Here is a 14,896-nt window from a genome sequence, read left to right as displayed (position 1 = left end):
ATGTCGGAGGAGCTGCTCTCGGAGCAGACCGTCGCAGCATACCTGCGTGGGCGCGGTCTGCTCGACTCGGGCCCGGCGTCCGTGCGCGAGCTGAGCGGCGGCGTCAGCAGCGTCGTGCTCGCCGTCCAGCAGAACGATCGCCGGATGATCGTCAAGCAGTCGCTCGAGCGCCTCCGGGTGGCGCGCGAATGGCATGCGCCGCGCACGCGCATCCTCGCCGAGAGTGCGGCACTCATGGTCACGGGCCGCATCGTCCCGAGCGTCGTGCCGCCCGTCGTGGACGAGGATCCTGACCGCCTCGCTCTCGTGATGGGCGAGGCGCCCGAGGGGTGGACGGACTGGAAGTGCCGGCTGATGTCCGGGAACGTGGACATATACCTGGCGCGGAGCCTCGGACGCGCGGTGGCGAGTGTGCATCGAACAACGGAGGCCGTGCCGCTCCCCGCGGCGATCGAGGGCCAGGGCGACATGTTCCGCCAGCTCAGGCTCGAGCCCTACCATCACGAAGTCGCCTCACGGCTTCCGCATCTGCGTTCCGCCGTCGAACGCGTGATCTCGTCGCTGGAGGTCCGCCGGTGCCTCGTGCATGGCGACCTCTCGCCGAAGAACATCCTGACCTCGGGCAACGGCGACTTCTGGTTGATTGACTTCGAAGTCGCGCACCGCGGCAACCCCATGTTCGACATCGCGTTCCTGCTGTCGCACCTCCTCCTCAAAGCAGTGCATCTACCTGGCTCTGCACCGCAGCTCGCTGAAGCGGGCCGGGTCTTCGTCGCTGAATACACCGCGGAGTGGCCCGACGGCGCACCAGGGGAGGAGCTCTCCGCACAGGTCGGATGCCTCGTTCTGGCGCGTGTGTTCGGAAAGTCCCCTGTCGAGTACTTGACGGCTGACGAGCAGAGTGCAGCGGTCGCCGTGGGAGAACACCTTCTCAGCCGCGAGTCTCACGTCGTGCGCGACTACTTCGATCTGGTGAGGGTCCCATGAACAACGCCGCCATCCGCCACGTCCACGCATGGGAAGCCCTCGATTCTCGCGGACGCCCGACCGTGGCCTGCACTGTCGAACTCGTTGACGGATCGACCGGTAGGGCGGTGGCACCGTCCGGGGCGTCCGTCGGGCGCCACGAGGCTGTGGAGCGCCGCGACGGCGGTCCACGCTACGACGGGTGGGGAGTCGAGCGCGCGGTCGAGACTGTCAACACCCAGCTGGCTCGGCTGGTGACCGGCGCATCCGTGACCGATCGTCGGGCGTTGGACGCCGCGATCGCGGAGGCCGACGGCACGTCTCAACTCGCGCGCTTCGGGGGCAACGCCACCCTCGCGCTATCGCTCGCGATGCTGCAGGCGGAGGCCGCCCACGCGCGCACCCCGCTGTGGCAGCTGCTGGACGGCGGAGACTCTCCGCTCATCCCCATGCCGATGATCAACATCCTGTCGGGAGGTGCGCACGCCGGACGGGCCATCGACCTGCAGGACTTCCTCGTCGTCCCGGTGGGAGCGACGACGTTCGCCGAGGCGATCGAATGGGCCGACCGCGTCCGGCGCGCCGCTGCTGAGCTCATCGACCGCGCTGGCGGCACCGCGTCCTTAGTAGCGGATGAGGGTGGGCTCGCAGCCCGCCTCGGATCCAACGAATCTGCGCTTGCGCTGCTCACTGAGGCGATCGAGAACAGCGGTCTCGCTCCCCGTACCGACGCGGCGATCGCGATCGATGTCGCGGCGAGCCAGCTCGTCGGTGACGACGGCGCCATCCATCTTGAGGGCGAGTCTCAGACCCTCGACACTCATCACTGGGTCGAACGCCTCGCCTCGTGGGTGCGCCGGTACCCGATCGTGTCGATTGAAGACCCGCTTGGTGAGGACGACTGGGACGGATGGGGCGCCGCAGCCGAAGCCCTCGACGGTGTCCAGCTTATCGGTGACGATCTCTTCGCGACCACCGCGGCCCGAGTGAGCCGGGCCGTCGAAGAGGGCAGCGCGAACGCGGTGCTCGTGAAGGTCAACCAGGCGGGCACCGTCACGCGCGCCGAGGATGTCATGCGCCTCGCCGGGGAGACGAAGCTCGCGACCGTGGTCAGCGCACGCTCCGGTGACACCGAAGACTGGTGGCTGAGTGACCTCGCCGTCGGCTGGCGCGCAGGACAGATCAAAGTTGGGTCGACGATGCGCGGTGAGAGAACGTCGAAGTGGAATCGCTTGCTCGAACTCGAGAGTCTCGGACGAACGCAGTTCGCGGGCCACGGTGCGCTGGCGGTTGCGCGCACCTTCGCCACCGCCGACGGGAGCGCGGGATGAGTCTGGCGGCCTCCCTTCCCGTCTACGACGGATACTTCGCCGATCCGTTCGTCACGGCCGACGGCCGCGGCGGCTTTGTCGCCGTCGGCACGAATCCGCACCTGGACCGCGAAGACGGGCGCGTGTTTGAAGTGCTGCGTTCAAATGACTTGCGTCAGTGGCGCAGCGTCGGCGCGGCGCTGGAACGGCTGCCCGAAGAACTCGGCAGCGATTACTGGGCACCCGAGATCACGTACGCTGACGGCCGGTGGTGGTTGTTCTATTCCGTTGGCCACGACATCGTCGGACATCACCTCCGGGTTGCGGTGAGCGATGAGCCACACGGCCCCTACGTGGACATCGGCGTTAACCTCACACCTGACGAGAGATTCGCCATCGATCCTCATCCGTTCCAAGACGTTGACGGCGCGTGGTACCTCTTCTTTGCGCGCGATGTGCTCGGCCACGCTCGGCCGGGAACCCATCTTGCGATGGCGCCACTGATCGACATGCGAGAGCTCGGTGGGATCCGAAGTGTGCTCACGCCTTTCGGCGATCAGCAGATCTATCAGCGGAGACGCCAGATGTATGGCGGGGTGTTCGACTGGCACACCCTCGAGGGCCCGTCCGTCATTCGGGACGGCGGACGGTACTTTCTGACGTTCTCGGGGGGTGCTTGGACGGGACCGGGCTACGGCGTGTCATGGAGTTCGGCAGACGCAATCGAAGGCCCCTGGGTGCCGGCGTCGACTGACTCGGTGCCACTCCTCAGGACATCAGGCGACGTCGTCGGGCCTGGCCACAATTCCGTGTTTGCAACCACGGACGGCCAACGATGGATGGCGTTCCACGCGTGGGATCCGCGCCTCACCGCGCGACGCATGCACATCGAGCGGTTCGAGCTCGAAGCGGGTCGTCCGCGCATCATGCTTTGACGGCAACCGTCGAATCCCGGACGATGAGCCGTGGTGCGATTTCTATTAGCTCGTGGTGCTGTGCGGAGCCGTCGACGGCCTCGTACAGCTTGGCGATGGCAACGCGTCCCATCTCGTCATGATCGGCGGCGACTGTGGTGAGAGGGACCGACAGGCCGGAGGCGATAACACGATTGTCGAAACCGGTTACGGCGACGTCGTTGGGTACCTGCAGACCCGCCAGCCTCAACGCCTCGATCGCTCCCACCGCGACGTAGTCATTGCTGCACACGACCGCGTCTGGCCGTTTGCCATCGTCCAGAATCGACGACATCGCGTTGTACCCGCTACGGGCATTCCAGTCCGCCGCAACGATAAGGCCTGGATCCGCCACGAGGCGGCGCCGATCATGCGCGTCGTGGTACCCCTCGAGTCGACGCGCCCCGGCTTCGAACGCGGCAGGCCCGACCATCGGCCCTGTGAGGTGCGCGATATGGCGGCGGCCGAGCTCAAGCAGGTGCTCGGTGGCAACGCGCCCCGCCTCCCGGTCGTCGGGGACGACGCTCGGCACGTCGAGGTCAGGCGAGTAGCAGTAGACGTAGACGATCGGGGTGCGGCCCGTGCTGGCCGCACCGGCGCTCCGCGGGCGCACGACCGCATCCATGATGATAAGCCCGTCGACCTGCTTGTCGAGGAACGCCTGCAGATGGCGCTGCTCGCGGCCGCGTTCCCCAAGGGTGTTGGACAGGAAGATGCTGTAATCCCGAGACGCGGCGTACCGCTCCAGACTCCGAGAGATGGCGTTGCTGAACACACCCTCGTCGTCATCCGTGATCGCGCCAAACGTGCGAGACGTTCCGGCACGTAACCCGCGAGCCAGCTCATTCGGTCGGTAGCCGAGCCGCTCCGCAGCTTCGAGGACCCGTTGACGTGTGCGCTCGGGTATCGACTGCCCGTGATTCATTGCCTTCGACACGGTGGACGGCGCCACCATCGCCACTCGGGCGACGTCCTTGATCGTCACCCGCCGCCCGCGCGGTGCGCCCATGACGTTTTCGTCCATGCGATGAACATATCGTGCGAATCGATTTCGGAAAAGTTTTCCTAGCGAACAGCATTGCCGCGAATCCGATGATCTGCGATTGTCGGAGACAAGGAATTCGATTTCCTAAATTCACATCGTTGCCCTATGGGGCACCCTGTTGCAAAGGAGCAGCAATGAACAGCAGACGCCGCCTGAGCGCAGCACTCGCCGCGGCCGCCATCGTCTCCCTCGGTCTGGCGGGTTGCGCGGGCTCGACGCAAGCCGAGACGAGTGGTGCAAGACATCTGCAGATCCCTGTGCTCGCCAGCACGGCCTTCGTCCAGAACTTCAACCCGTTCAGCCCTGGGGCAGTCATCGCCACTAAGGGAACCATCTATGAGCCGCTGTTCGTAGTCAACAAGTCCAAGGCGGGCGAGGAGACTCCGTGGCTCGCGACTGCCTACTCGTGGAGTGACGATCTACTCACGCTGACCTTCACATTGCAGGAGGGCGTGAAGTGGTCCGACGGCGAGTCGTTCACCGCCGATGACGTCGTCTTCACATATGAGCAAGGCAGGGAGAACCCGGCCCTTGACCTCGCCGGATTCTGGACCAGCATGGACGGCAAGTCCGTCACGAAGACCGACGACAACACCGTGGCATTCCAGTTCGGCACCCCCGACGCGACTCGCTTCACTCAGTTCGCCAACACGAGCTACATCCTCCCCGAGCACATCTGGTCCGCGCAGTCCGATCCGGTTAACTGGACAAACCCAGAACCTGTAGGAACCGGCCCGTTCACGCAAGTGGAGTCGTTCGCGGCTCAGAGCTACACCCTGACGGCCAACCCCGTCTACTGGCGTGACGACGTGGCGATCCCGGGCATCGACTACACGCAGTACGCCAGCCAAGACGCCGTCGTGCAGGCCCTTAAGTCGGATAAGGCGGACTGGGGTGGAGTTGTTATCCCCGACATCGAGAAGACCTATGTCTCCGCTGACCCCGAGCACAATAAGTTCAACTACTCCGCCAACACGTCCTCGCTGATGCTGTGCGTGAACTCCACGGTCAAGCCTCTCGACGACCCGGCTTTCCGCAAGGCGCTGTCGATGTCCATCAACCGCGACGCCATCCAGAACAACGCGGTCTACGGCTATGCGATCCCCTCCAGCGCAACGGGAATCGGCGCGCAGTTCCCCGATCTCGACATCACAGCGAAGGATCCGTCCCTCAACGACGTCGTCACGTATGACATCGACGCGGCCAAGGCCATGCTGGCCGACGCCGGATACGAGACGGTCGACGGGAAGCTGATGGACAAGTCCGGTCAGCCGATATCGCTGAAGCTGCCCGTGACGTCGTCGTGGTTCGACTGGGTGAGCACGGCCCAGATCATCTCCGACGGGTTCACCGAACTCGGCATCGACGCAGCCCCCGACCCGCTGCCCGACTTCGCGGGATGGTTCGACCGCCTGCAGAAGGGCGACTTCGCGGTCTCGGAGTGCGGCGGCGGCCTGTTCGACTCTCCGTCGGCGTACTACTACACGATGTTCGCCAGCAGTCTGCAGGCGCCCATCGGGGAGCCGGCGCAGCAGAACGCCTTCGGCCGGTGGAGCAGCCCTGAGATGGACGCCGTCTTCGACGAGCTCCGCACCACTTCGGACCCGCAGGCAAAGGCAGACCTCGAGACTGAGGCGCAGGAAATCTTCGTCGACAACCTGCCGAATATCCCGCTGAACTCCGCTCCGTACTGGCAGGCATTCACCACGCACAACTACACCGGCTGGCCGGATGCCGACGACAACTACTCAATCGGCATCGCCAACGACTACAACCAGCTGCTGCTGTTCACATCGTTGAAGCCCGTCGAGTAACCGCCGGAGGGACGCGACCCGCCCGAGTCGCGTCCCTCCCCTCACCGAAAGCTGGTCGATGATGCCCTTCATCCTCCGCCGGGTCGGCTTCTACGTCATCGCTGCCTGGATCGGCGTGACCATCAACTTCCTCCTCCCTCGGCTCATGCCCGGGGACGCCGCCACGGCTGCATTCGCAGCGCAGTATCAGAAGCTGAGTAGCAATCCCGCAGCGCTCGAGCAAATCCGGGCGGCCTTCGGGATCACCGACGACCCGATCTGGGTGCAGTATGGGCAGTACCTCGGCGGTCTGTTCACAGGCAATCTCGGCGTCTCCTACACGTTCTTCCCGACGTCGGTGAGCGACGTGATAGCGCAGAGTCTTCCCTGGACGATCGCGCTTGTCGGTTGCGCCGCCCTGATCGCCTTCGTCATCGGATCCCTTGTCGGCATCCTCGCGGCCTGGCGCCGCGGAGGATTCGTCGACACATTCTTTCCACCTTTCGCCTTGTTCCTCGGAGCGTTCCCCGCCTTCTTCCTCGGGCTGCTGTTGCTGTACTTCTTCTCCGTCCAACTCGGGTGGCTCCCATCGGGGCACGGGTACACGCCAGGGATCCCGCCGAGCTGGCAGTGGACCAGCATCCTGGACCTCGTCTCCCACGCGGTCCTGCCGGCCGCGACGATCGTCTTCATCTCGATCGGCGGCTGGATCCTGTCGATGCGCAACACGATGGTGAGCGTCCTGAATGAGGACTACATCACCCTGGCCGAAGCTCGGGGCCTCTCCCAGCGCCGAGTGATGTTCGGATACGCCGCGCGCAACGCGCTTCTGCCCCAGCTCACCGGACTCGCGCTGGCGCTGGGTTTCCTCGTCGGCGGTCAGGTGCTCGTGGAATACGTCTACACCTATCCAGGGTTGGGATCGATCCTCGCTTATGCCGTCGGGTCGAAGGACTACCCGCTCATTCAGGGGATGCTCCTGGCCGTCACGATGTGCGTACTCGCAGCGAACTTCCTCATCGACATCGCCTATTTGGCGCTCGATCCCCGCACGCGAGAGGTGGCCGTCGGATGAACACTGTAAAGCTCGTGGTATCCGACTGGCGGAGCCGGCTGGGTATCGGGATCGTCCTCTTTTTCGTTCTCCTGTCGGCGGTCGGACCGGTGGTGTTCCCCGGCGATCCATCGAAGCCTGACTACTCCGTACCCCCGAACCAGCCGCCCTCTGGCGCGCATTGGCTCGGCACCGATCAGGGTGGGCGCGACATGTTCCTTCAGCTCGTGCACGGAGGAGCGCCCAGCCTTGCGGTGGGCTTCTCTGTGGGCATCATCGCAACCGTGCTCGCCGCGCTCGTCGGGGTGCTCGCCGGGGCGTCCGGCCGTCTGACTGACGGTGTGCTCACACTGCTCACCAACGTCTTCCTGCTCATCCCGGGGCTGCCGTTGGTGATCGTCATCGCTTCGTACGTCGAGACTTCATCCAACGCGCCGATCATCCTGATCCTCGCGCTGACCGGCTGGGCGTTTGGCGCTCGCATCCTGCGCAGCCAGGCGCTGTCGATCCGCGGCCGTGACTTCGTCGTGGCTGCCGTGGTGCGAGGCGAGTCCCGCTGGCGGATCGTGACCTCGGAGATCCTTCCCAACATGGTCGGCCTCCTCGCCACCATTTTCATCTCAGCCTCCGCGGGAGGGGTGGCCGCGATGGCGGGACTGCAGTTTCTGGGTCTCGGCGACATCAGCGAGGTCAACTGGTTCACGTCTCTGTACTGGGCGCAGAACTACGGCGCGGTGCTCACGGGAGCCTGGTGGACTTTCCTTCCGGCGGGCCTGGCGATCGCGCTCCTTGTCACCGGCCTCGCCCTGATCAACTACGGAATCGACGTCATTGGCAATCCGCGACTACGCGTGCCACGCACGCGGCATCGTGAGCGCAAACAGCTCGAAGCTCCTCAGCACGGCGCGCGTACGTTCGTCAGCGAACCGAGCGCCGCTCTGCTCGACGTTCGCGATCTCGTCGTCGACTACCGGACACCCGAAGGCCTCTTCCGCGCCGTGGACGGTGTGTCGTTCGACGTCGTCCCGGGCGAGGTGTTCGGAATCGCGGGTGAGTCGGGATCGGGCAAAAGCACCGTCATCCAGGCGATCCTTCGGCTCGCCCAGACGTCGACGGTCGTTTCCGGTGCGCTCCGCTTCGACGGTGTCGATCTGCTCGCGCTGGATCAGAGCTCCCTGCGTTCACTGCGGTGGGAGCGGATCAGTCTCGTGTCGCAGAGTTCGATGAACGCGCTGAGCCCGGTGAAGACCGTCGGGGATCACTTCGTGGACACGATTCAATCCAAGCGCTCGCTATCGCGCCGTGACTGTCTGAATCGCGCCGGGGAGTTGCTGGCCATGGTCGGAATCGAGCAGTCGCGTGTGCGTAGCTACCCGCATCAGCTCTCGGGCGGGATGCGACAACGGGTGGCGCTCGCACTTGCGCTCGCGCTGGACCCACAGCTGATCATCATGGACGAGCCCACGACCGCGTTGGATGTTGTGGTGCAGCGCGAGATCCTGCAGCAGATCGCCGATCTGCGCGAGCGTCTAGGTTTCGCGATGATCTTCATCACCCACGACTTGGCGCTGCTTATGGAGATCAGCGATCGGATCGCGGTGATGCGCAACGGTGATTTCGTCGAGGTGCTGGACGCTGTGGGGATGCGCGATCACGCTGAGCATCCCTACACGCGATCGCTACTCGCCGCGTCGCCCGAGATCCGAATGAGCGAGGTGTCGCGATGAGCGTGACCGAAAACACGTCGAGCACAAGCGGACAGGCCTTGAGCATCGACGGCCTGACCATGCACTTCCCGGCCCACGGACGCGGACAGTTCGTGCACGCGCTGGATGACCTGCGCTTCGCGGTTGAACGCGGCAGGATTCTCGCCATCGTCGGAGAGTCAGGCAGCGGCAAGAGCACCGCGGCTCGCCTGATCAGCCTCATCCACTCACCGACGGGCGGGACGGTGCGCATCGACGGTGTCGACGCCACCGCGCTGCGCGGCCGACGCCTTCGACGATTCCGACGGCGTGTGCAGATGGTGTTCCAGGATCCTTTCGGCTCGATGAACCCCGCCCACCCCGCGCATCGACAGATCGATCGCGCACTGCGGCTGCACACGTCACTGCGCGGTGACGCGCTTGTGAAGCGTCGGCGCGAATTGCTCGCGTCGGTCGAGCTCACTCCGCCCGAAAGATTCGAAGGGCGCTACCCCCACGAACTCTCCGGTGGGCAGCGCCAGCGCATCAACATCGCGGCGGCGCTCGCCGCTGACCCCGACGTGCTCCTTGCCGACGAGCCGGTCAGCATGCTGGACGTTTCGATCCGGGCCGGAGTCCTCCGCCTCCTCGACCGGCTGCGCGCGGAGCGCGGCATCGCAATCGTCTTCGTCACCCACGACCTCGCCAGCGCGCAGGAACTCGCCGATGACACCCTCGTTCTCTACGCCGGTCAGTCGATGGAGCAGGGCGCGACCGACGAGGTCATCAACTCTCCACTCCACCCCTACACGCGTCTGCTGCTCTCCGCGGTGCCCGCCCCCGAGAAACGAGGCCAACGCATCGAGGCGCGAGGTGAGGTGCCCACCATCGTCAACCCCCGACCGGGATGTCGATTCGCCGCGCGGTGCCCGATCGCGACGGACATATGCACGCAGCAGGATCCCGACGTTGTCGTCGTCGATACCGCTCGCGGCCGACGCGTCCGCTGCCACGCCTACGACCCCGCACAAGCCTCCCATTTTCCCGAACTCGCCCAGTAACTCTTCCGAACTCGCCCAGTAACCCCGAAAGGCTCCTGCCGAATGAACCCCTCAGCTGAACTCTCGGACACTCTCCCCGAGGCTCGTCCGGCCCACTTCGACAGGCCCGACATCCTTCCTCGCGGGAACGTGACCTTGCTGCCAAGTCGATGGAAGGACCAGTATGACGCCGCACGCGACTACTACGTCGACGTGCTGCAAGAGGACGACATCCTGCACGGGTTCCGTCGGGCCGTCGGGCTCCCCGCGCCCGGAGCGCCCCTCACCGGTTGGTGCCGTGAGGACAGTCGGGTGGTGTTCGGTCAGTGGCTGTCGGGTCTTGCGCGATTCGCGGGCGATGGCGATGCCCGCGCGGCGCAGAAAGTCAAGGCGCTCGTGCGCGGCTGGGCTGAAGTGTTCGAGAAGGATCCCGTTCTTCTCATGCAGCATTATCCGTTCGACAAGGTGGTCGGAGGCCTCGTCGACGTCGCCGCGTTCGTTGACGACGATCTCGCCCTCCCTTTGCTGTCGCGCATGGTTGACATCGCCGAGAGCACCCTCTCGCGCGTCAACATACCGGCCGCAGCGTGGCCGCCTGAGCTCGCCGACGGCGACGAGCTCGAGTGGTACACGCTCACCGAGAACCTCATGCGCGCGTTCGAGCTCACGGGTGAGGAGCGCTACCGCGACTTCGCTCGCGTGTGGGAGTATTCCGACTTCTGGAACAGCTTCGTCCCCAGCGCCGACCCGGACGGACTTGAGGGCCTGCACGCCTACAGCCACCTCAACGCCGTGAACGGCGCGGCGGCCACTTACCTCATGACGGGCGAAGAACGGTACCTGGCGATCGCGGTCCACGCGCACGATTGGTTCCGCTCCACCCAGGTCTATGCGACCGGCGGCTTCGGACCGTCCGAACGGACCATGCCCTCGGATGGAAGTCTGGGGCGCGCCCTCGAGTTCCGCGCCGACGACTTCGAGTCGCCCTGCGGTTCGTGGGCCGCCTTCAAGCTCGGCCGCCACCTGCTCCGCGCGACGGGGAACGCCCGCTTCAGCGATTGGACCGAGCGTCTCGTCTACAACGGGGTCGGAGCTGCGCTCGGCATCAGCGAGGGCGGTCGCCACACCTACTACGCCGACTATCGCGTCGGCGGCGGGATGAAGACCCCCTACCACGACACATACGCATGTTGCTCTGGCAGCTACTCACAGGCGATCAGCGACTACACCGATCTGATCTTCCTACGCTCAGGCGGCACCGCCTACGTGAACCTCTACGTACCGGCCGAGGGGTCGATTGATCTCGAAGCGGGCTCTCTGCTGGTGCGTCAGCAGACGGCCTATCCCGCCGACGGGCGCGTCGTGCTCACGGTGCGCGCCGATGCCGGCGACGTGAATGCCGCCATAGCCCTCAGACGACCGGAATGGGCGGCGCACGTCGCCATACGAGTGGACGGCCAGATTGTCCGCGCTGACGCTGATGACCTCGGTTGGATCCGTATCACGCGGCAGTGGGGCGAGGAGGAGAGGCGCATCGAAATCGACTTCGATCTCGAGTTCCGTGCCGAGGCTGTCGACACGGAGCATCCTGAGCGGGTCGCCTTCCTGCGCGGTCCGGCGGTCTATGTCGTCGAAGCGAGCCACCACGAGCCAACGCCTGTCCTCCCGCGCGATCTGAACGGGTTCGTGGCGCCGGATGCTGCGGAGCTGGGCGTGTGGCGCTTGCCAGATGTTGGCGATCGGGCCTTCCGCGCGAAGCTCAAGCCGTTCTATGCGGCGCGGGCCTACGAGCCCTACCGCCTCTATGTCGATCTGCCTGAGCTCCCCCAGCAGCTCTGGTGATCGTCTCCAGTTCCCCATCCAACCAACCAAACCCAAAGGTCCCGCAATGAAGCAGAGATCCCTCCTTGCCCTGTCGACAGTGTGCGCACTAGCGGCGACACTCGTCCTTGCGCCGCCCACAGTCGCACCGGCGAGCGCTGCGACAGCCACTATCAGCAAATCGACGTTCCGCGACAAAGTCCTGGCGATGGTGCTGGGCCAGATCGGAGGAACTCTCACCGGCTACGAATACGTCCATCGCATCGAGGGCGGCATCATTGACAAGACGAAGCCCTGGGTCGCGATGCCGGACTCAGCGTTCCAGCTTCTAGGCGGGACGCTGGGTGGCGGGGGAGTGACGAGCGAGTACACGTTTCCGTCCCGCCTACCACAAACGGGGGTAGTCGATTCTGACGACGACTTCATCATGGAGTTCTTTTACCAGCACGTCATGGACGAGTACGGAACTGACGTCAACTTCATGAACCTCCGTGACGAGTTCATCCAGCACGACGTTTACAGCTGGGGTGGAACCGATCTGGCGATGCGCCAGATCTACGAAACCAACCAGATCCCTAACAACGCAGGAAAACTTGAGTACGGAAACGTGGCCTACTGGATCTCGGAGCCGTACATCGAAACCGAGATGCTCGGCGCCAACTATCCGGGAATGCCTGCGTCCGCGGCGGACTGGTCAGGCATCCCCGGCCGGATGACAGGAGACATCGATAATGTCGACTTCGGGCGATTCTGGGCCAGCGCGTACTCCGAGGCGTTCTTCCGCACCGACTCGCGGGACGTCCTCCAGGCAGCCTCCGCTAGCTTGCCGCAGGGTTCGTGGGCGCGAGCAATTTACGACCGCGCGGTGCAGCTTCATACCCAGAACCCGACCGACTGGCGATGGGCGGCTCAGGAGATCGTCAACATGCAGATGCCGATCTTCGGCGTCTCGCAGATGATCACCAGCGACCGGGCATCCGACATCAACAACGCCTTCGCCATCCTTGCCGTACTGTACGGCGCAAACGACTACACCTCGACGCTGAAGATCGCTTCGCTCGCTGGGTACGACGGCGACTGCACGGCCGCCACCGTCACAGGATTGATGGGAATCCTCAAGGGAACCGCCGGAACGCCATCTGCCTTCAAGGATGAAATCTACGACAACGGCAACGGTGTCATTCACCAGGTGTACGACTACGCGAGCATTCGCAAGGACTACCCCGTGAACGAGAGCATCGACGACATCGTCGGCCTGTTCCAGTCGAACGCCGAGAAGGCGATCACGGCCAACGGCGGGACCGTCGGCAGCGCCGACTACACCGTGCAGCGCCAGGCGTTCCCCACGCCTCCCGCCGAGATCCCCATCACCAACGGCGGCTTTGAGTCGGGAAACCTGACGAACTGGACGACGACTCAGTCGACGAGCGGTCAGATTCAGCTTGCGGAATCGCAAGACGACGTGGCACAGATACCGAACTCGGCCATGGGACGCTACCGCGGTACTGTCGTCACGACCAACACGACGGCCTCCGCGGGCATGTATACGACTGTGACGGGACTGACCGGCGGCGCGACGTACACGGCGTCGGCCTGGCTACGCAGCCCTACGGGCCGGGAGTCGAGACTCTACGTCTCCAACTTCAATGGCGCGGGAACCAAGCTCTACTCGACGGCAGTGACCGGGTCGACGCAGCAGATCAACTACGTGCCAGCGCCTGTCGAGACGAGCTGGGCGCGCCGTGAGATCACCTTCACTGTCCCGGCCGGTTACACGAGCGCACGCATCGGGCTGGACCTGCCGCCTACTAGCAACCCCGCAAAGTGGGGATCGATCGACGGAGTGAGTCTTCGCAAGGCCGACGGGTACATCGCGGGATCTCGGGTCGAAGCGGAGTCGATGTCTCTGGTCGGAGCGGTAGCATCCGCGAACTCGACTGCGTCTGGTAGTCAGGTCGTCTCGCTGAGTTCCGCCGCCTCGTCGGCGTCCTTCACCTACTCGAATCCCACCCGCGGTGAGAAGACAGTCCGCATCCGCTACTCCAACCCCGGTGCAGCAGCGCTGCAGGATCTCTACGTCGACGGCGCCTACGTCGCTCGCGTCCAGTTCCCGTCCACCGGCGACGGTTCGATCGTGTCGGAGAACCTGGTGGAGGTGATGCTTCCGCTCAACGCCGGCAACAGGACGATCAAGCTCGTTCCGTACCGCGGGACGGTGAACCTGGATGCGGTGAACATGTCGCACAAGCGCAACCTCGTGAACGCCGTCACCTACATCAACAACGACACCGATTACCTCGTCAACAACGGCATCTACACAGTGACGGCCAAGCACAGCGGCATGAAGCTGTCGGTGACGAGCGACTCGATCACGGCGGGGGCCGACGTGATCCAGCGGACCGGTACCGGTGCGCAGGCTCAGCAGTGGGCCTTCCAGTACGCCGGTGGTGGCTACTACTACGTGAAGAACATGGGCACGGGCAAGGTCCTCGATGTCTCCGGAGGCGGCTCTGCCGACGGCGCGGAGGTCGGCCAGTGGAACCAGCTCGCGGTCGACAATCAGCTGTGGAAGCCGATCTACGTCGGCAATGGCTACTACCGACTCGAAGCCAAGCACAGCGGCAAGGTGCTCGACGTGCAGGGAGGTGGCACGGCATCCGGCGCGAACGTCTGGCAGTGGAGCTGGGGCGGGTTCGACAACCAGCTGTGGCGTCTGGACGATGCTCCCGCGGACGCAACGCGCGTCGTCTCCGGAGCGACCTACTCGCTGACTGTCAGGCACAGCGGCAAGGCCCTCAGCCTCCAGAGCGGCGGTACCGCCGCTGGAACGCTGACCACTCAGGACGTCTACTCCGGTGCGTCGACTCAGAAGTGGGTGATCACGTCGCTCGGCTCCAACTTCTACAAGATCGGCTCGGTCGGCGCGGCCGGTAAGGTCCTGGCAGCGGTCGGGACGGCCCGCGGTGACGCGGTCGCGCTGGCCAACGACACCGGCGCCGACGCCCAGAAGTGGACGCTCTGGATTCAATGGGACGGACAGGTGCGCATCGTCAACAAGGCGACAGGCATGGTCCTGGACATCGCCGGCGGCTCCACGGCCAACGGAGCGCAGGCGTGGCAATGGCCGCTGTTTGACTACATCGGCGCCAACCAAGATTGGAAGCTTGAGCTTCTGAATCTGTAGCAAGGTCATTCGGATGACCTTGGTCACCGGGATGCTTAGGTGGGG

Annotated in this window: 10 protein-coding genes; 9 read left to right on the top strand and 1 reads right to left on the bottom strand. The window is 64.7% G+C overall.

The features are described from left to right. Genes ACTIFV_RS12170 through ACTIFV_RS12160 form a run of 3 tightly spaced genes read left to right on the top strand, consistent with a single transcriptional unit; the run spans nt 1 to nt 3,211 of the window. Nucleotides 1-987 carry a phosphotransferase family protein gene (locus ACTIFV_RS12170; RefSeq protein ID WP_439593044.1) on the top strand — a complete coding sequence of 329 codons (987 nt, stop codon included), beginning with the start codon at nt 1-3 and terminating at the stop codon, nt 985-987. Continuing rightward, nucleotides 984-2,297: a phosphopyruvate hydratase gene (eno, locus tag ACTIFV_RS12165; RefSeq protein WP_439593043.1), complete on the top strand. Its 1,314-nt coding sequence runs from the start codon at nt 984-986 to the stop codon at nt 2,295-2,297. The genes ACTIFV_RS12170 and eno overlap by 4 nt, the downstream gene beginning before the upstream one ends. Beyond that, nucleotides 2,294-3,211, top strand: a complete 918-nt coding sequence (locus ACTIFV_RS12160; RefSeq protein ID WP_439593042.1) for a glycoside hydrolase family 43 protein — start codon at nt 2,294-2,296, stop codon at nt 3,209-3,211. The genes eno and ACTIFV_RS12160 overlap by 4 nt, the downstream gene beginning before the upstream one ends. On the opposite strand, the gene ACTIFV_RS12155 is transcribed toward ACTIFV_RS12160, so the two are convergent. Continuing rightward, nucleotides 3,201-4,253: a LacI family DNA-binding transcriptional regulator gene (locus tag ACTIFV_RS12155; protein WP_439593041.1), complete on the bottom strand. Its 1,053-nt coding sequence runs from the start codon at nt 4,251-4,253 to the stop codon at nt 3,201-3,203. The genes ACTIFV_RS12160 and ACTIFV_RS12155 overlap by 11 nt on opposite strands. 155 nt (nt 4,254-4,408) lie before the next feature. On the opposite strand from ACTIFV_RS12155, the gene ACTIFV_RS12150 reads away from it, so the two are divergent. From ACTIFV_RS12150 to ACTIFV_RS12125, 6 genes are read left to right on the top strand one after another with little or no spacing between them, the layout of a single operon-like run. Beyond that, on the top strand, nt 4,409-6,088 hold the full coding sequence (locus ACTIFV_RS12150; RefSeq protein ID WP_439593040.1) for an ABC transporter substrate-binding protein: 1,680 nt from the start codon (nt 4,409-4,411) through the stop codon (nt 6,086-6,088). Nucleotides 6,089-6,146: 58 nt separating this feature from the next. Beyond that, nucleotides 6,147-7,142, top strand: coding sequence for an ABC transporter permease (locus ACTIFV_RS12145; protein ID WP_439593039.1), 996 nt, complete (start codon nt 6,147-6,149; stop codon nt 7,140-7,142). A gap of 14 nt (nt 7,143-7,156) precedes the next feature. Then, complete coding sequence (locus ACTIFV_RS12140; protein ID WP_439593038.1) at nt 7,157-8,848, top strand: dipeptide/oligopeptide/nickel ABC transporter permease/ATP-binding protein; 1,692 nt, start codon at nt 7,157-7,159, stop codon at nt 8,846-8,848. Next, a complete protein-coding gene (locus ACTIFV_RS12135) occupies nt 8,845-9,867 on the top strand; it encodes an ABC transporter ATP-binding protein (protein WP_439593037.1) in 1,023 nt (340 codons plus the stop codon). The genes ACTIFV_RS12140 and ACTIFV_RS12135 overlap by 4 nt, the downstream gene beginning before the upstream one ends. A gap of 42 nt (nt 9,868-9,909) precedes the next feature. Further along, entirely contained in the window at nt 9,910-11,688 is a 1,779-nt protein-coding gene (locus ACTIFV_RS12130) for a beta-L-arabinofuranosidase domain-containing protein (protein WP_439593036.1), read from the top strand. A gap of 46 nt (nt 11,689-11,734) precedes the next feature. Next, the gene (locus tag ACTIFV_RS12125) at nt 11,735-14,851 is read left to right on the top strand and encodes an RICIN domain-containing protein (RefSeq protein WP_439593035.1); all 3,117 of its coding nucleotides are present in this window, start codon (nt 11,735-11,737) and stop codon (nt 14,849-14,851) included. The last annotated feature ends 45 nt before the right edge of the window (nt 14,852-14,896 follow it).

Origin of the sequence: Microbacterium sp. (genome assembly GCF_051860965.1) — a bacterium.
Classification (GTDB): domain Bacteria; phylum Actinomycetota; class Actinomycetes; order Actinomycetales; family Microbacteriaceae; genus Microbacterium.
This window is presented reverse-complemented; position numbering and strand designations above follow the sequence as displayed.